16 protein-coding genes and 1 tRNA gene are annotated in these 17840 nt (G+C 58.6%); 11 read left to right on the forward strand and 6 right to left on the reverse strand.

The window, feature by feature from the left end:
• Positions 1 to 55 precede the first annotated feature (55 nt).
• Positions 56 to 682, forward strand: coding sequence for a TetR/AcrR family transcriptional regulator (locus HB376_RS01250; RefSeq protein ID WP_213761610.1), 627 nt, complete (start codon positions 56 to 58; stop codon positions 680 to 682).
• Positions 683 to 913: 231 nt separating this feature from the next.
• Positions 914 to 998 (forward strand) — tRNA-Leu (locus tag HB376_RS01255).
• A 268-nt stretch (positions 999 to 1266) separates the two neighbouring features.
• Here the strand turns inward: HB376_RS01255 and HB376_RS01260 are convergent.
• The 4 genes from HB376_RS01260 to HB376_RS01275 form a co-directional block, all read right to left on the reverse strand.
• Positions 1267 to 2436 (reverse strand): porin, encoded by a 1170-nt coding sequence (locus tag HB376_RS01260; protein WP_213761611.1) that lies wholly within the window; start codon positions 2434 to 2436, stop codon positions 1267 to 1269.
• A 202-nt stretch (positions 2437 to 2638) separates the two neighbouring features.
• Positions 2639 to 3418 (reverse strand): aspartate/glutamate racemase family protein, encoded by a 780-nt coding sequence (locus HB376_RS01265; RefSeq protein WP_213761612.1) that lies wholly within the window; start codon positions 3416 to 3418, stop codon positions 2639 to 2641.
• A 65-nt stretch (positions 3419 to 3483) separates the two neighbouring features.
• Positions 3484 to 4731, reverse strand: coding sequence for an amidohydrolase family protein (locus HB376_RS01270; protein ID WP_213761613.1), 1248 nt, complete (start codon positions 4729 to 4731; stop codon positions 3484 to 3486).
• Positions 4732 to 4867: 136 nt separating this feature from the next.
• Positions 4868 to 6496 carry an ABC transporter substrate-binding protein gene (locus tag HB376_RS01275; RefSeq protein WP_213761614.1) on the reverse strand — a complete coding sequence of 543 codons (1629 nt, stop codon included), beginning with the start codon at positions 6494 to 6496 and terminating at the stop codon, positions 4868 to 4870.
• A gap of 294 nt (positions 6497 to 6790) precedes the next feature.
• On the opposite strand from HB376_RS01275, the gene HB376_RS01280 reads away from it, so the two are divergent.
• The 6 genes from HB376_RS01280 (at position 6791) to HB376_RS01305 (ending at position 12014) form a co-directional block, all read left to right on the forward strand.
• Positions 6791 to 7750, forward strand: coding sequence for a LysR family transcriptional regulator (locus tag HB376_RS01280; RefSeq protein WP_213761615.1), 960 nt, complete (start codon positions 6791 to 6793; stop codon positions 7748 to 7750).
• A gap of 80 nt (positions 7751 to 7830) precedes the next feature.
• Entirely contained in the window at positions 7831 to 8061 is a 231-nt protein-coding gene (locus HB376_RS01285) for a hypothetical protein (protein ID WP_213761616.1), read from the forward strand.
• Between the two features lie 187 nt (positions 8062 to 8248).
• Entirely contained in the window at positions 8249 to 9067 is an 819-nt protein-coding gene (locus HB376_RS01290) for an inositol monophosphatase family protein (protein ID WP_255631095.1), read from the forward strand.
• The gene (locus HB376_RS01295) at positions 9064 to 9726 is read left to right on the forward strand and encodes a class I SAM-dependent methyltransferase (RefSeq protein WP_346730416.1); all 663 of its coding nucleotides are present in this window, start codon (positions 9064 to 9066) and stop codon (positions 9724 to 9726) included. Before HB376_RS01290 ends, HB376_RS01295 begins: the two co-directional genes overlap by 4 nt.
• A gap of 85 nt (positions 9727 to 9811) precedes the next feature.
• The gene (locus HB376_RS01300; protein ID WP_213761617.1) at positions 9812 to 11245 is read left to right on the forward strand and encodes an amidase family protein; all 1434 of its coding nucleotides are present in this window, start codon (positions 9812 to 9814) and stop codon (positions 11243 to 11245) included.
• A 148-nt stretch (positions 11246 to 11393) separates the two neighbouring features.
• Positions 11394 to 12014 (forward strand): TetR/AcrR family transcriptional regulator, encoded by a 621-nt coding sequence (locus tag HB376_RS01305; protein ID WP_213761618.1) that lies wholly within the window; start codon positions 11394 to 11396, stop codon positions 12012 to 12014.
• 80 nt (positions 12015 to 12094) lie between these two features.
• Here the strand turns inward: HB376_RS01305 and iaaH are convergent, their stop codons facing one another.
• On the reverse strand, positions 12095 to 13480 hold the full coding sequence (gene iaaH / locus HB376_RS01310) for an indoleacetamide hydrolase (RefSeq protein WP_213761619.1): 1386 nt from the start codon (positions 13478 to 13480) through the stop codon (positions 12095 to 12097).
• A gap of 78 nt (positions 13481 to 13558) precedes the next feature.
• Positions 13559 to 14590 (reverse strand): porin, encoded by a 1032-nt coding sequence (locus HB376_RS01315; RefSeq protein ID WP_213761620.1) that lies wholly within the window; start codon positions 14588 to 14590, stop codon positions 13559 to 13561.
• Positions 14591 to 15003: 413 nt separating this feature from the next.
• On the opposite strand from HB376_RS01315, the gene HB376_RS01320 reads away from it, so the two are divergent.
• The 3 genes from HB376_RS01320 to HB376_RS01330 all read left to right on the forward strand — a co-directional run bounded on the left by HB376_RS01320 (position 15004) and on the right by HB376_RS01330 (position 17734).
• Entirely contained in the window at positions 15004 to 15747 is a 744-nt protein-coding gene (locus HB376_RS01320) for a helix-turn-helix transcriptional regulator (RefSeq protein WP_213761621.1), read from the forward strand.
• Positions 15748 to 16057: 310 nt separating this feature from the next.
• Positions 16058 to 16675, forward strand: a complete 618-nt coding sequence (locus HB376_RS01325; RefSeq protein ID WP_213761622.1) for an SDR family oxidoreductase — start codon at positions 16058 to 16060, stop codon at positions 16673 to 16675.
• Positions 16676 to 17062: 387 nt separating this feature from the next.
• The gene (locus HB376_RS01330) at positions 17063 to 17734 is read left to right on the forward strand and encodes a cation diffusion facilitator family transporter (protein WP_213761623.1); all 672 of its coding nucleotides are present in this window, start codon (positions 17063 to 17065) and stop codon (positions 17732 to 17734) included.
• Positions 17735 to 17840 lie beyond the last annotated feature (106 nt).

The following is a 17840-nucleotide window of genomic DNA, read 5'->3' on the forward strand; positions in this document are numbered from 1 at the left end:
ATGGACCGTCGCTCTGCGGACTGGCGATCGCCGCTGCTTTAAGGAATTTTTACCTATGGATCAACCGACTGCGGACGCGGGACGAGGGTCGCCCGAAGCGTGGCTTGAGGTAGCTTACGAAAGCCTGCGCGATGCCGGCGTCGATTCCGTGCGCATCCTTCCATTGGCGAAGAAGCTGAATCTGTCGAGAACCAGTTTCTACTGGTTTTTCAAGGACCGCGAGGAACTGTTGGCCGCGTTGCTGGAGCGCTGGCGCGCCAAAAACACGGGCAACTGGATCAAGCAGACCGAAGCCTACGCCGAAACAATCTGCGAGGCTGTTCTGAACGTATTTGATTGCTGGCTCGATGACCAGATCTTCGACTCGCGGTTTGAAGCCGCTATCCGAAGCTGGGCGCTGCAGTCGCCTGAGATTGCTGCCGAGATCCAGGTCGCGGATCAACTTCGCATTGCCGCGCTCACTCAATTGTTCGAGCGCTACCAATACGAACCCATTTCCGCCGATGTGCGCGCGAGAGCCATCTACCTGACGCAGATGGGCTACATTTCGATGAAAAGCGAAGAGGCGCTATCTATCCGCATGATGCGTATTGCGGAGTACGTGGAGGTCTTTACGGGGCATCGGCCGGAGGACCGTGAACTCGACCGGTTTTTCATGCGGCATCACTATCACTCGGCTTGATCGTCGCTGAGTGGACAGGTTCGCTGAATTTTTAATCGAAAACTTAGTGAAGGGGTCGCTACTCGATACTCGCGCCCGGACCGGGTCGAAGAACATTACGATCGACTACCGCCCCTGCCCGCAACCGCTTCTCCCCTCCGCTGTTTTGCCTCTCCTTTCGATCCATTTCTTACGCGACCATTGACAGCGTCGAATCGTTCGCTAAAATAGCATCCTTCGCTGTATCGGTTGGCCCAGGTGGCGGAATTGGTAGACGCACATGGTTCAGGTCCATGCGCCGCAAGGTGTGGAGGTTCGAGTCCTCTCTTGGGCACCAACAAGTAGTTAGCAAGGCAGTCAGCGTAGTAAAAGAAAACCCCGTAACGCCTTGTGCCTGCGGGGTTTTTTGTTTTAGTCGATCCGAGGCGTTCCCATAACATCCGGCGTTCTTGCGTATACCCGTTTCGGGCCCCCCCCCGGCCCGGATATGCCAAACCGAATCAAGAAACATTGCGGCGGCTTCGATCCTCGATACGCCCCGACGTCCATCATGACCTTTGACGAAGAGAGCTCTCAGCCAAGAGCATCTTTCCGTCGCGACACCATTAGAACTTGTGACGGATTGCGATCCGGGCAATAACCTGCCGGTCATTCGATGAAGGGGCTGCGGCATCCGGGTTCGCGGCGAACTCCAGTCCGGTGCCCTGAATACCGGAATCGCTCGCTACCTTCACGTATACGGCCTGTGCATACAGGTCGGTACGCTTCGAGATGTTGTAGTCGGCCATCAGACCAAGCTGGTGATATTTGGCCTTCGCGCTTCCACCGGACGTGCCGTCGTACGTGGCCTGGGTGTAGGTGTACATGCCGCCAACATAGAGCGCCGGGGTGAACTGGTAGAGGGCATTCACCTCGAAGTTGTTGAACTTGATCGACGACGCCGCGCCGAGAGAGGGGCTGGCTGCGAAATTGGCGTACTCCGTTCCCGTCGGCTGCGAGAGGTTCGCGTTCGTGTACACAAAGCCAAGGGTGGCCGCCCCGATCGCGTAATTGATACCCGCGCCAAAGACCCGCTGCCGGGCGGCCGTCCAGCTCCCGTCCGTGCCACTGGAACCCAGATTCGCGACAGCGCCTGCGCTGCCATTGTTGGGCTCATCAACGTTCAGAAAGGCAGCGCCGACGGTCAATGGGCCATTGACGTATTGCGCCCCAAGGCTTTCTGCGCGATTGGTCGCGAAGCCCGTCGAGTTGCTGAACGCGTACGCGCCGCCGAACGTGAGACCCGAGTAGTTGACACTGGCGAACTTGACGGAGTTGTTCAACCGGAACGTATCGTCCGTGTTGTCGTTGTCATACGGGTGCGTAAACATCCCGCCGCCCCAGTTGCCGTTGGCCGTCAGCGGGCCAAGGTAATCGACGAGCGAGTCATATTGGCGACCGAGCGTCAGCGTCCCGAACTTCGTGCTGGACACACCGACCCACGCTTGCCGGCCGAACTCCTGCCCATCCTGCGCGAGCTTGCCACTGTTGATGTTAAATCCATTCTCCAGCTTGAAGACCGCACTCAGCCCCCCGCCCAGATCCTCCGAACCCTTCAAACCCCAGCGACTCCCCTGCACGTCACCGCTTGACATCGACCAGAGAGACTTGCCGCCAACGTTCGACGTGTAGTTCAAACCTTCGTCGATGAGACCAAACAGCGTGACGCTGCTTTGGGCATGCGCCACGCTACAGCAAGCACCCAACACACTGACAACCAGAATAGATTTGTTCATTTTTACCCCCAGTTTTTCACTGAATAAAACAGCCGAATTAACATCACCTGTGATCCATGACCGATAACATTTCACGCTCTGGAGACGCCCGTTCTTGCTCCTCAACCTGACTATTTCCAGCGCGGTCGTTTATGAATATGATTTGTATTCCTAAATTTATTGCCATGATCTCGACTTGCCGTTTCAACATCCGTTACGGTTTTTACGTCACTGTGACGCGCGAGAGCCGTGGCAACGCGATATCGGCAACGGTCGACTGGCAAGCCAGTTGCGCAAGTCGGGTTGCAACCAGGTCAGTCACATCAACTAGCGCTTTACCCGTTTCCGCCAGGGTCTGCGGGTCGAGCTGAATCAGAGGGAGTTCCGTGCAGGCAAGCAGCACCGTTTCGGCTTCCAGTTCATCGAGGACCGCGCGGAATCCCTCGCGAATTGAGGGTGCATCCGGCCCGATAGCCTTGATGTCGTATATAAGCTGATGAAGTCGAAGCGCGGCGTCCGGATTAGGTAGTTCAATATCAACATGCCCGACCAGTTGCCGGTAATGTGACCAGAGCCCAAGGTCGGTCACCGGGCGCGCACCGAGCAAGGCGATTCGCTCGACCCGATGCTCGCGCAGGTAAGCTAGTACGGTATCCGAGAAGGAGATGAGCTGTGCCGGCAGATTCAGCGCGTCCAGGTGTCCCTGATAGTAGTTCAGTGTATTGCACGCAATAGCGTAATAGTCCACGTGCCCCGCAATGTACTGGGCTGAACGGCGAAGGTTATCCCAAACAACAAGATCGTTTTTTTCGAGCTCCATCGAGAGTCCAAGTGCGGGCTCGGAGAAGATAGTCACGTTCGGCGCATCCAGGTCTCCACCGTACGGTACGTCCTCGATCGCACGGCGCGCATCGAGTATTTTTTTCCAGAGGTCCATACCGGCCTCAGGACCGGAGCCGGTGATGATGCCAATCTTAGGTCGCGTGACGTTTGCGTTTTTCATGTTCAAGGTGTTCAGTCGTTCGCTTCATTTCTGCCGGCCCATAGTCAAGAGGCTATGCCTCCCGGTCAGGCCGTCAGTTCGTCAAAACATATTTTCCCGCCCTTCATGACGAGAGGAATGCTTTCACCCTGTCCGGTCAGGCAGTTGATGTCGCGCAAAGGGTTGCCGTCCACGACCAGCAGATCGGCAAACGCGTTCGGAACAAGTTCTCCAAGCTTTCCCTGCATGTTCAGGATTTCCGCGCCAATCGTGGTGGCGCTTCGAATGACCTCGGAGGGTGGCAAGACTTCACATCGAATCCTGAACTCTTCGCTTTGCAGCCTCTGGGAGGCTCCCAGCAGATCCGTGCCGAATCCCATCTTCACGCCGGCCTGCCGGAAGAGTTCCAGCGAGCGCATCGACGCGTCCTTGACTTCCGATATCTTCCCCATGCTTTCGGGAGGCAGGCCGTGCGACTGCCCTTCCGATGCGAGCGCGCGATACGTGACAAGCGTGGGAACAGCGTAGGCGCCCGCCGTACTCATCAGCCCCGCTGTCGCGAGGTCTATCAGGTTGCCATGCTCAATGCTTCGAACGCCACATCTCACTGCCCGGCCGATGGCTTCTGCTGTATATGCGTGCGCCATCACATAGGTGTGGCGACTGCTCGCCTCGGCGACAATCGCGCGGGTCTCTTCCTCGGAATAACCCATCGCCCCGATAGGGTCAGTCGGCGAAGACACGCCGCCCGAGGCCATGATCTTTATCTGGTCGGCGCCCATCTGGAATTCCTCACGTACGGCCTTCCGGACGCCATCCAGCCCATCGGCGACCCGGTTAAGCCCACCCACGCGCGCACAGCCACACTCAGGGAAGTCGGGCAGCAGGAAGTCTGAGCGACTGCGTTTGTCACCATGGCCGCCCGTCTGGCTAATCGAGCGGCCGGACACGAACATCCGTGGCCCGGTTATCAAGCCGGACTCGATAGCCTCCCGGATGGCGAAATTGGCTCCTCCTGCGTCGCGCACCGTCGTGAATCCTCGGCGCAACATGGCGGCGATGCCTGGCACGGCTCGGAGCGTGACAAGGACGTTGGGCGTGCGTGCCAGCGTATCGATGTTCAGACCCAGTCCAAAGACATGGACGTGCAGGTCAATCAGACCGGGCATCAGCGTCTTTCCGCGCACGTCGATTTCACGCGCGGACGAGGCTTTGATCGGCCGGTCGGATACCTCCTTGATGAGGCCGTCCTCGACAAGCACATCACGCTCGCCGACAAGCTCTGTTTCACCCGGCACCAGCAGGCATCCGTTTCGAAACAGAACGCTACTCATGGTCTGGATCCTGACTAAAGCTGATGCTTGAATTCATTCGATATCCTTATCGTCGTGACACGATAGACGGCAGCCATTCATTCAGCCCGATTCGCGGCGTAAGCAATACAGCGAATCAGGCAATTTCAGGGAGCGACTATTGTTTCACACTGACGCCGGTGAAATCCGGTGGTCCGAACGGGTTGATCTTGAAGTCCACGACCGATTTGCTCATAGGCTGAAAAATGGTCGAGCTACCGATAGGACTGAACGGCAGTTGGTCGGCAAAGATTCGCTGTGCGGCTGTGTAGATGTCGATGCGCTTCTGATGGTCGGCGGTCGTTCGCCCTTCTTCAATCAACTTGTTGAAGGGCGCGTAGCACCATTTCGAAAAATTGCCGCCATTGACCGAGTCGCAACCGAGTAATGTGCCAAGCCAGTTATCCGGATCGCCGTTATCGCCATTGCTGCCGATGAGCAAGCTGTCGTCTTCCCCGGCGTGCGCGCGCTTGAGGTACTCACCCCATTCGTACGTAACAATCTTCGCCTTGACGCCGATTTTGGCCCAGTCGGCCTGAATCATTTCTGCCATCAGCCGCGAATCGGGGTTGTACGGGCGTTGTACCGGCATCGACCACAGCGAGATTTCAAAACCGTTGGGAACGCCAGCTTTCTTCAGAAGCGCGCGAGCCTGGTCCGGATCGTAGGCTGCACCCTTGAGCGATTTATCAAACGGCCATTGCGTAGGCGGCATCGCATTGTCTGCCAGTTGCCCTGCCCCCTGATACACCGACTTGATGATGGCCGGCTTGTTGATGGCCATGTCCAGCGCCCGACGCACGTCGGCGTTGTCCAGCGGCTTATGAGTCACGTTGTAGGAGAGGTATCCCACGTTGAAGCCGGCCGCCTCCTGCACAACCAGCTTCGGGTCTGCCTTAAGCGACGGCACCTCGCTCGGTCGTGGATAACTCGTAATCTGGCACTCGCCGGCCTTGAGTTTCTGCGAGCGCACCGCCGGGTCCGTCACGATGGAAAAGACGAGCTTTGAGAGCTTGACGACGCCTGGATTCCAGTAATCGAGGTTGGCCTTGTACCGGATCGTCGCGTCCTTCGTATAACTCTGAAGCGCGAATGGTCCAGTTCCGACCGGCAACTGATTGATTTGGGCCGCCTTCCCGGCCTTGAGGAGTTGTTCAGCGTATTGCGCTGAGAGGATGGACGCGAACGGCATGGCGATATTCTGGACGAACGGCGCAGACGCGGTGTGCAGCGTAAATCGAACGGTGTAAGGGTCGAGCGCTTCGACTCGGTCGATGGTCTTGTCCAGCGCCATGTCAGTGAAGTACGGGAACTCGACCGGATAGGCTCGGCCGAATGCCAGGTTCGAATCCCGCATCCGGTTGAACGTGAAAAGCACGTCGTCGGCGTTGAAGTCCCGGGAGGGCTTGAACCAGTCGGTCGTCTGGAACTTGACTCCATGCCTGAGATGGAACGTGTACTGCAAGCCATCAGGCGAGACGTCCCAGCTCGTTGCCAGTGCCGGTGTCACCTGCGTGGTGCCGCGAACGAACTCAACAAGACGGTTGTAAATGGGATAGGCGCCTGCAGCGTTATCGACGGTCGAGGTGTATTGCCCCGGGTCGAAACCGGCGGGGCTAGCTTCCGAGCAATAGATAAGGAGTCCTGCTGGAGACTGGGCCGCCTGACTCAGCGGCGCATTCAGGGCCGCCAGTGAAACGAATGCAAACGAAGCAAAGAACAACGGCTTGAACTTCCAGGTATTCATCGAAAACTCCATGTAGCTGATTTTTGCTGTCTCGATTCGAGTTCTGGCTGGCCACCTTCCGTGGCATCTGGCCAAATCCTGCACCTATTCTTAACCTGCATTAATCGGTAGATTGCCGAACCGGACGGTCATCCCACCCTGTCAAAAGGCTTAACTGGATACGGACCGTCCCCGCGTCTCCTTCTGGAGCAACCTGTTACCGGAACGCATGCCGAGATTTTTGTACGCCTATTTTCGTGACACAATCCATCATTTCTACATCGACTAATTAGCCTGGCTAATGGGTAACGGGTAATGGGTAATCGAAAGTTGGATACCGCGCTCGTGCCCGGCCTGTGGTTCTTCAAGGTCGCGGCCGAATCGGGCACCTTCGCGAGAGCGGCAGAGGAACTGTGCGTCACGCAAAGCGCGGTGAGCCAGCGCGTCCGTGCACTCGAAGACCGGCTTGATACGAAGCTGTTTGAGCGAGCGGGACGGGAAGTGAAGCTCACAGCGAGTGGACTGATGCTGCTCGGCGCGGTACGGGAAGGGTTTGCCGGCCTGCAAACCGGGCTTGACCGGCTGCCGCGCGACCAGACGACGACCGTACTGAAGGTGCGGTGCGCGCCATCGCTCGCGCTTGAGTGGCTGACGCCGCGGCTTCACGACTTCATGCGTCAACACCCCGACGTCTCCGTTTCGATCTTTGCAGACTGGACGTACACGGACCGCGTGCAGTTCGAACGAGATGCAATCGATGTAGCAGTCGGATACGGAGACCCCGGGATTCAAGGCCGGCAACTGCTGGTCTCGCTGCCGGAACTCGTGAGGCCCGTCTGCTCGCCGGATATCTACGGCGACCTGAACGGGACGCTGCCCTCTTCGGCGGCGGTAGTTCTTCTGCATGACGTGGCGCCGGGTGTCGACGCGGCCCCTAACGTCGAATGGATGCATTGGACCGACGCGCGGGGCGCCGTCAGTTCCCGGCGGACGACCGACCTGCACTTCAATCTCGCGTGGCTTGCCTACCAGGCAGCGATCGAAAGCCGCGGTGTTGCAATCGGCCGATCCTTACTGGTCGACAGGTTGCTGCGAGAGCGGCGACTGGTGTTCGCGAATGACCAGCCTGCGCCGGAAGCTTCGTCTTACTTTGTCCTCGCCGCGATCGTGCCACCGCCCGGTTCGCCGATTCACCGATTCGTCGAGTGGCTCACTGCGGAATTGTCGGCTTCGCTGGACAAGGCGCGCTCCCTGTTCCTTGAGTACTCGCACTAACCGAGCACTTCCGTAGCGCTGGGGACGTCGTATTACCAACCGAATGCCACGAATCGCCCTCCGTTGATCTGATTCCCTAGTTGTATATCGATCTGTACAACGCATCGATATCTCAAGACGCCGATACGGTGCAGCAATTCTTCTATAAGCAACTCCCGTTGCTCAATAGCAGCTTACCAATAACGATCAACGCGGGGCTCCGGTTGCAAGGCTTCGAGGCCGGGGCGCCTCGCAGCCCGCTGCTCCCATTGTCCGAGGACGGCATGGTCGAACTGAAAGCGCTGAAGCAGCCAGCCGGCAGCCAATCGTAAGACGATATAGGCGCTGCAAAGTGAGCTTTTGCCCACAACCGCATCGCGCCCGGATACTCCCGCGGCCCTGCTTCTCCCGTCCACCAAGGCGCAATGCGATGCCGCTCACAAGAACGAAAGCGAGTTGTCCGGGGAAGGTGCGGCTCTTACCATTACGTCAGCTATCTCGCAACGCATGGAGCGTAAATTGACATCATCGAATGAAGACACGATCGCCAGCAACGACGCGCTGATGCGCGCGACGATTAACGCGGTCCAGGCTGCCGGCAACCACATGAAGGACATTTTTTCGCCCGATGCCCGGCCTTCGGACCTGCAAGGGCTGGTCAAGGCAATCCACGCAAACGACGCCGAATCTCTGGCCGTCATGCAAGAAGCACTGCTTACTGCTCGTCCGCAAGCGAGCTGGTCTGAAGACGAGCTCGAAAGCGGCGAGTTGCCGCCGGGGGAATGGTGGGTCACCGACCCCGTGGAAGGCAACATCAATCATATCCACGGGATGACCGACTGGTGCGTGACCGCAACCCTGGTGAAGGATAACCAGCCCGAATTGACCGTCGTGTATCTCCCCCTCACCGGCAATACCTATACCGCAACGCGAGGCGGCGGCGCTTACCTCGACGGGGTTCGGATCGAACCGTCGCGCAAAAAGGAACTCAACGCCGCGCTGGTCGGGACAGGTCAGGCGAAACCCGGCGAGGACGCCGCCACCTTCCGTCGAATTGGTGAATCCGTCACGGCGATGCTGAGCTCGGCGCTGGTTGCACGCGTCTCGGTTCCGGCCACCCTGCAGTTGATCCATGTTGCCGCGGGACGCATGGATGTTTTCTGGCAGTTCAGCCAGGTACGTTCCGGCCTGGTTGCCGGGGCGTTGCTGGTTAGCGAGGCCGGCGGCACCGTGACCGATACGCACGGCCGGCCGTGGCATCTTGCTAGCGACGATTTTCTCGCCGCTGCGCCGGCGCTGCACGAGGCATCGGTTAACGTGTTGTCGAAGATCCTGTGAACACACTCAATCATCCCGCGGTATCCATGTTGCTTGACCAGTTATTTGCGGCATCGGACACTACCAAGGCCGAATTCTCTCGCCAGTTTTCGAACCTGAACGCCCTCGAAAGAAACAGGCTGGTCGCCGACAGCAGCCACCGAGAACTGTATGCGTATGCAAAGAACGCACATCTCGCGGTTTCGCGCAGCACCGGCAAACTGCTGTATGTATTGGCCCGGCTGATGAACGCCCGCACGATCGTGGAGTTCGGGACATCGTTCGGCGTATCGACAATTCACCTTGCCGCCGCCGTGAAAGACAACGGCGGCGGCAAGGTGACCAGCACCGAAGCGGAGTCGTCCAAGGTAATCCGCGCACGCGAGAACCTCGCGAACGCGGGTTTGGCGCAATGGGCGGACATCCTCGAAGGGGATGCGCTGGAGACGCTGTCATCGCACGCGCCGCCTGCAATCGATGCGCTCTTTCTCGACGGGGCCAAGCCGCTCTATCCACAAGTCTTCGCACTCCTTGAACCGCAACTGCGTGTTGGAGGGCTGGTCATTGCCGATAACGCCGAAGGCAGTCCTGACTACCTTTCCGAAATCCGCAACGACCCGCGCTATTGTTCGGTGCGCATTCACGAGGACGTCGAGTTGTCGATCAAGCTGGAAGAATAAAACCCGCGTTGGTACGCACGCGCATTCCCGGCACGCTTGAAGTCCGGTCCAGATACGCGGGACTCTTATGTGAGGAGACTCAAAAGTGAAAACCGTCGACGAGCGATCTGCTGCTCTGGTGAATTTGAGCGCGACAGATGCCATAGCCGCGATGAAACGAGGCGACGTTACCGCGGAAGCCTATGCCACCGCGCTACTGGACCGTGCAGGCGAACAGAGCGCGCTCAACGCCTTCGTGACCCTGCCTCCCGCTCAAGTGATGCAGGCCGCGCGTGCAGCGGATCTCAAGCGCGCGAGCCACCAGGCGCTCGGCTTGCTCCACGGACTGCCGATACCCGTCAAGGACAGCATCAATACGCACACCTTAAGGACGACGAACGGAACGCATGCGCTACGCGACTTTCAGCCTGAGGCCGACGCCGAACTGGTACGACGGCTGGTGGACGAGGGCGCGATCGTGATGGGCAAGACCAACCTGACGGAGCTCTCGTTTGGCTGGACCAGTAATAACGAAACCTTCGGCGCCGTGCGCAACCCCTACGATCTTCGACGTGTTCCCGGTGGCAGTAGCGGCGGTTCCGCCGCGGCCGTGGCGGCCAGAATAGCGCCGCTGGCAGTTGCGGCGGATACATTGGGATCCATACGGGTCCCCGCAAGCTTTTGTGGGCTGGCGGGACTACGACCGACGTTCGGACGCTATCCGAATGAAGGTGCATTCGCGCTAACCAATCAGAAGCTGGACCAGGTCGGCGCACTCGCCCGCTGCGTCGACGACCTTGCGTTGTTCGATTCCGCCTTGACCGGAGACCACACGCCGATCAACACCACGACGCTTGCGGGCGCGCGTATCGGCGTATGTTCGTTCTACGAAAGCGGCCTTGATCCAGACGTGGAGCGTGTCTACTACGACGCGCTGGCGCGCTTGAGCGATGCTGGCGCCATCATCGTCCGGTCAGACATTCCTCCGATGATGACCCGCGCGTTCGAGATCGCAGCGACCATCATGCTTTACGAAACCGCGCATGGCATCGAACGTCTCCTGACCGCGAACGAAATTTCGCTAACGTTCGATGAATTGTTCGAGCAGGTCGGCGAAGGGATTAAAAGCCTCATCAGGCAAGTCGCCCTGCCGCCAAACCGGCCGACGAACGACGCCTACGTTGACATGCTGCGCCAACGCGAAGGCATCAAGGCGAGTATCCGCAGCCATTTCGAGCAACATGGCATCGTCGCTATGGCATTTCCAGCGACCGCGGCATTGCCACCGTTCATCGGGCAAGAAAGCGAAGTCGAAATCAACGGCAAGACGGTTTCGTTCTTCGACGCTTTCGGCCGCAACACGGCGTTGAGCGCGGCGGGTGGGATTCCTGGACTGGTGCTGCCTGCAGGCACTTCGTCTGCGCAAACGCTTCCGGTTGGCATCGAGCTTGTTGCCCTCCCCGGACAGGACCGGGCACTCCTGTCGCTGGGCCGTTCTGTCGAGACGGTGCTGCCGCCGACGACGCTTCCCAACGGATGAGCGCAACGCCGAATGGCGGCGACGCATCGGTGTGACGCGCGGTGTGACGCGCGGCTTGCCGCCCCATGGCAGCCGGCAGCCGCTTGCAAACCTCCCCACGACAGGTGCGATAAAATCAATTGCGCATCGTGAGCCAACGAGGATCCCCATGTCAAACGACCAGCCATCCGACCCCCTCAGCCCGAGAAAGTTGCCCGCACAGGGCCGGGCTGCAAAGACTGTCGACACGATCCTCGACGCGGCGGCCGACGTCCTCGACCGCTTGGGCCTTGAAGGCTACAACACCAACTATATTGCGGATCGGGCCGGGGTCAGCATCGGCTCGCTGTATCAGTATTTCCCGAGCAAGGATGCCGTCACGGCGGCGTTGATCGAGCGCGGACATCAGCGGATTCTTTCCGCAATCAGTGAGTACGACCACGGCGACGATTGGCGACGTGCACTGGAACACGTGATAAGCGTGGCCGCGGAGCATCAGTTGTCGCGGCCGCAACTCGCCCGCCTGCTCGACTACGAGGAAAGCCGCCTGTCTATTTCCGGGCGCGACGGGCATATCGCCCGGGAGGTCCACGGCGTGATTACGCAAATCGTCTCGGGCGCCGCCGAGAGGAATGGTCAGGATCCTGCCGCCGCTGCATCGGATGTGATGGCGCTCACCCGAACGCTGAGCGATGCGGCGAGTGAACGAGGGGATACGGATATGGAAAGCCTTCGACGCAGAATTTCGCGAGCTGCATTCGGATACCTGGAAGGCGACGGGATCAAGTGAAGGTATCAGCCGGAGGTGAAGGGGATCGTCACACGCGCTAACGTTTTCATATGGAATTTCGGCAGCGCATGCGAACCGTGTCACGGTGCGAGGCGAACCGAAGGCATCACCCGTTCGATTGCCGCGGCTATGGCGAGCAGCCGGCGGTCGCTGCCCTCCGGTCCATCCAGCTCAAGACCCACGGGTAGTCCCGCTTCAACAAGGCCCGCCGGCAGGCTGATGCCGGGAAGCCCTGCGTTGCTGGCGTAGTCGGTATGACGGATGAAGGTCGCGAACGTGGGCACCTGCTCCCCTTCCAGTTCCACGGTTTCGTCAGCGCCGATCGGCCGTGCCGTCATTGGGGAAGTGGGAAGAATAATCGCATCGAGGCGGTGAGCGCGGAAGCATTGGCGGTATGCCTCTTTCAGCTTGAGGCGGGCGGTCAGGGCGTCTGCATAGGCCGTTTCCGGAACGGGATTGTCCATGGCAAGCCGCATGATCTGTGCAACGTCCGGACTCCTGATTTCATCGATGACGGACTGAATCGTCAAAGCGCTTCCGCGTGAACGCAAATAGGCCGGAAGATCCCTGATCAGCTCGTACAGCACAACCGGAAAACCGATCGCCGCATTCAAGGGCTCCAGATTTTCGACTGTCACTTCCACCAGAATGACACCTGCCTTGCGAAGCACGTCGAGCGCTTCCTCGCAGACCTTTTGAACGTCACGTTCCAGCCTTTCCCACGTAGCGTGACGCAGTAGTCCCAAGCGTAAGCCCGACAATTCGACCGCCTCGTGGGCGTGATCGCCCGTGACCACCGCATCGAGAAGCGCGACGTCTTCGACGCATCGCGCCATGGGTCCGGCAGTATCGCGGGTATGCGAAATCGGCACGATTCCGGCCTGCGGATAACGGCCCGCCGTTGGTCTCAAACCCACCACGCCGCACAACGCCGCCGGCAGTCGAATGGACCCTCCCGTGTCGGTACCGATCGCGCCCGGCACCAGTCCCGCAGCCAATGCTGCGCTGTTCCCGCCGCTGCTGCCTCCCGGCGATAACCCGAGATCCAACGGATGGCGGCAAGGCCCTAGCCAACCGTTGTTGCTGGTAATTCCCAAGGCAAGTTCGTGCATGCTCAGCTTGCCGAAGAATAGCGCTCCGGCGTCGAACAGTTTCGAGGCGACCGGAGCATGTTTCGCCGCGAAGTTGGCGCGCAATTTCCTTGTGCCTGCGGTCGTTGCGACACCGCGGACGTCGATGTTGTCCTTGAAGGCGATTGGAATACCCGCGAGCGGTCCCGCTTTCGGTTGATCGTCGAAAAGCCGGGCTTCTCGAAGCAGGCGTGCGGTATCCAGATTCACGAAGCAGTTCAATGCTGAACGGCGGCCGGCTTCCTCGATCAATGCGCTTACATACTCGGCGCTCGAGAACTGCTTCGTTTGCAGACCATGACGGACATCCACGATGGAGAGATTGATCAAGTTCATATCGGCCTGAAGTTAAAAGAGCGGCCCTATTGCCGCAATGGGAATGGATGCCTGTTCCGAAGCAACGATCGCTATCCCCTAGAAGCGATGCATGATGCCAATAGTCGCGCCCATCTGGCTCTGTCCCAACGCCGTTGTCGTGTATGGGTTCAGGCCAAAATTTCCGGCGCCCTTGTTGTTCACAAAGCCAGCGAGGAGATATAACGTTGTGCGCTTCGAGAGGCTGTAACTGGCTGTTCCGACGTATCCCGTAACGGATGAACTGGACCCCTTGAAGTCATAGCGATAAATCTCAGCGTTCAGATTCAAGTCCGGTGCGACCTGATAACCGAGGCCCCCGAAATAGGTGCATCCAGCCGGCGAGAGCTGAAGAGACCCCGAGATGTTTTCATAGCCGCCGGACACAGTGATCGATTTGAAGGTGTATTTCGCCGCCACGGCTATTCGAATATCCTTCTCGGACGACATGCCCGCGTTGCCATTGGTCCCTGAATAGGTAGCGCTGCCGGCGAAACCGCCTGATGCGTATTTGATCGATGCCTCGATAACACGCCCTGCCTTGTTGTCACCCGCCACCCCGCCAAACCGGTAGAGCAACTCGGTGCTTAAGCCTGCGATTTCCGGCGACTTGTACTTGATCGAGTTATCCACCCAGAAATTCTGGGCCGGGATGAAATTGTCCGAAAAGACAGAATACTTCGCAAAATACGACGCATCGTAGATGATCGTGTTGTCGAAAAGCACGCTGTAGTGACGGCCTGCCGTCAACGTGCCGAAGGTCTCGTTGGTAAGACCCACGTACGCCTCGTTAGAGAATTCAACGCCAGGATTGAACTGGCTTCCGTCGTTGGAGTTGAATACCTGAGAGAGGTTGACCACCGCACTTGTTCTGGCTCCAAGGTCCTCCGTCGCCCTGATGCCGAAGAACGTGGGCTGCCGGCTTCCAGTTGTCATCGAAAGCTGCGAATCGCCGGCTGCATCCGCGTGAGTTAAATACTGAATACCCGTGTCGATCTCGCCGTAGAGCGTCACGGATGGCTGCGCATTCGCCTGATGCGTTGAAACAAGCGCTCCAAACGCGGCAGCCAAAACAAAAGAACTCAACTTCATCAGCGTATCTCCTTAGCCATTGCCCTTCTAATTTCCATTGCCGACTGATCGTTCCAATGGACGCATGATTGAGTGGCCGAAAATTCGATGGAATCCCCAGGAATGACGATGGCTGGGAGAAATACGCGGGAAGAGATGCGATACGTCGGACGCCGTAGCAAACGTGGGACGGGGGTCCTTTTTGCCGCTGGATTCTTTGAGCGCTCTTGGGGTCAACGCGAAGGGCAAACGGATTTTCGTTGTGCGAAGATCAGATGCATCTGACGACCGGCTGAGAAAGCAATCGCTGAAAAGTCGACGACGGATTGCATTAGCAATTACCAACAAACGGTCCACAGCGCCGGCTATGTCCCCCGAGTCCGGAGGCACCAGTGGCGAACTATTACGAACCCATGCGACGAAGGAGTTCGGCCATGTTTCTTACGACTCAGCAGACAATTCTGTTACCGCAAATCATCAAGGTTCTCGCCGAACCACAACCGGATTGCGCGTTGCGCCTACGTCTGGGCAACCTCCTGACGCGCCTTCTGCACGCGGATCAGTTCGTCTCCTACGTATGGAATCCGGCCGGAAAACGCTTTGTCGATCGCGTGGCGATCGACATGTCGGATGCGAACCTTCGCAATTACGAGGCCTACTTCCAGTACAACGATCCAATCACCCACCGGCTGCGTGCACGCAGCAAGCCCACGCTCGTGACGGAAATCGTGCCCCAGGCCGAACTGGTGCGTACGGAGTTCTTCAATGACTTCCTCGCACGCGATTTTTTATACTGGGGCATGAATGTGCATGTTCCAATCGACGGCGAAAGCACGGGCGATATTCGAATCTGGCGGAGCCAGCAAAAGGGGAACTTCGACGCAACGGATCTGGCGTTGCTGGCAATCATCGCGCCCGCCTTTGGCGCGGCGCTGAGGCGCTGCAAAGACACCCCCACGGGGGCACCGGGTGACGCTCAGGGTGCCGACGAAGCACTCGCACTGGGGCTCACGCGCAAAGAACACGAAATCTCGCGGATGGTCGCAATGGGTCTCACAGACAAACAGATTGCGAGCCGTCTGGATATTTCGTTTTCGACCGTACGTACCCACCTCAAGCACGTGTTCTACAAGCTCAGCGTGAACAACCGCGCCCAACTGATCCGGCGGCTCCGCTGAGCCGGACGTCGCTGGCGAAATGACGACTTAGCAGACCGGTAAGCAGATCGCCTGGCATCTGAAATGTGAGCCCGCGTGCGAAGAGAAGCGCGGAAACAGTCCGTTTTTGTTCTTCGAATACCGTCAGAAGGCGATTCTGTTGCCACTCGTATGCCATTGGATTGCGAGTACCCAATATGACGGGTAGGTCCTATCATGCATTGCATGCCTCGACGAACCTTCATGGCATTACGTCGCTCTCCATTTTGAAAATGAATCACCCCGACCTGCAAACGTCGTCTGCGTTTGCTCGCTATTTCGAAGGATACCTATGAAGCTGGGAATTTTTGGCGCCAGTGGCGCTACGGGCCGCCATCTGATCGAACAGGCTTTGGCAGCCGGACACGATGTCACCGCCGTAGTGAGAACAGCAGGAACGCTGACGAGCGAAACACCTCGCCTTAAAATTTTTGTCTCCGGTCTCGATCGACCAGCGGAACTGGAGCGCGTCGTAAAGGAACAAGACGCGATCATCAGTGTGCTCGGAGCTCGTAAAGGTGGCCCGTCCACCGTATGCGCGGATGGAGCCAGGAATATCCTGAAGGCCATGAAGGCTACCGGTGTGCGTCGCTTCATCGCATTGAGCGCCTATGGCGCATCGGAAACGAAAGACGCCTCCATGTTCATCAAGTTTGTGCGCACCGTCATTGCGGACAAGATGCGCGATAAGGACACGATGGAATCACTAATCCGCAGGAGCGGCCTCGACTGGACGCTCGTGCGGCCGCCGGCGCTGACCAATGGCAAGCGTACCGGCGACTATCGGTTTGGAGCTGATCTGAAAATAGGACCATTAGGGCGGATATCCCGGGCGGACGTGGCTGACTTCATTCTGCGGGAAGCTATTGCGACCGCTTCCATCGGGAAGACTTTTGCCGTATCGGTATAGATGGGACGGCTCCATACAACTGCGTACCTTGCTCAGAAGGATTTTTTGGAGGGCGGTCGCGGGAAGGGCGACTTCGGTTGCGTAGCGCAAGCGCTCGGCGCCATTGAGCAAGACCGGCTCGGCCCTTCGGCTCGCCGCGGAACGTGTCGCTGCTTCCAGAACCGCCATCACCGCAACTCACTGTACTGAGGACATGGACATCCTGAAGACGATCCGGGCGGGTGTTTGCGACCCGGCAGAGCGTTCCTCGACTTCCCGCCGACATTTCGGTCGGCTCCCCGCGCAACCGCTCCAACCCGCCATCTCCTCGCAACCTCGATCCGTGTCATATGTTCGCCACGCAGGACGGTTACGGTGCTGTACCTACACTAATAATTCCTCTCCACGATGTCGTCGACGTCCGAGCACGGCCGCGAAAAGCACGACGCCGCCTTCAAGGCAGCCCAGGCAAGCGTTCTGCTGAACGCGGCCCTGATGACCATGCAGATTGTCATCGGCTGGCTGGCTTACTCGGACGGTTTGCTCGCCGACGGCGTTCATACGCTGGCTGACCTGGCAGCGGACGGAATGGTGCTGGCGGTCTTGCGCCTGAGCGCCACGGCGGCGCACCGGAGCGCGAACGATCAATATGATCGATACGAAACCATAGGATCACTACTTATTTCCTTCCTCTTGATCGCGACAGGAATGGAAACCCTATGGAGCAGTCTCGGACACGTGGCCAATGCAGCGAATGCTGCCAGCGTTCATGCAAGCGCGCTGGTCGTGGCGGTGTTCGTGATCGTCGCCAAGGAAGCGCTGTTTCGGTACATCATGTCCGTGGCCAAACGCACCCGCTCCACCATTCTCGTTGCGAGCGCCTGGCATGCGCGCTCTGACGCGATCTCAGCGCTGATAGCCGCAATTGGGATTCTGGGTAGCATGGCCGGCTGGGCGATATCGGATCGTCTGGCCGCTGCGGTTATCGGCATCATGATTGCGCGGATGGGCTTTAACCTCGGCTGGAAAGCCGTCAAAGACTCTTTCGATCGACCCGCCAGCGAGACCGCCGGGCGATAATGCCGCTGCTTATTCCCTTCGCCTGTTGATGAAGGCTCGACACGCGCTTTCCGCTAGCGTGTGCAGGCAACGGCATGAATCCTCTTCATGCTCGCTGCAGGCGCGT

The organism is Caballeronia sp. dw_19, assembly GCF_018449515.1.
In the GTDB taxonomy this organism is placed as follows: Bacteria; Pseudomonadota; Gammaproteobacteria; order Burkholderiales; family Burkholderiaceae; genus Caballeronia.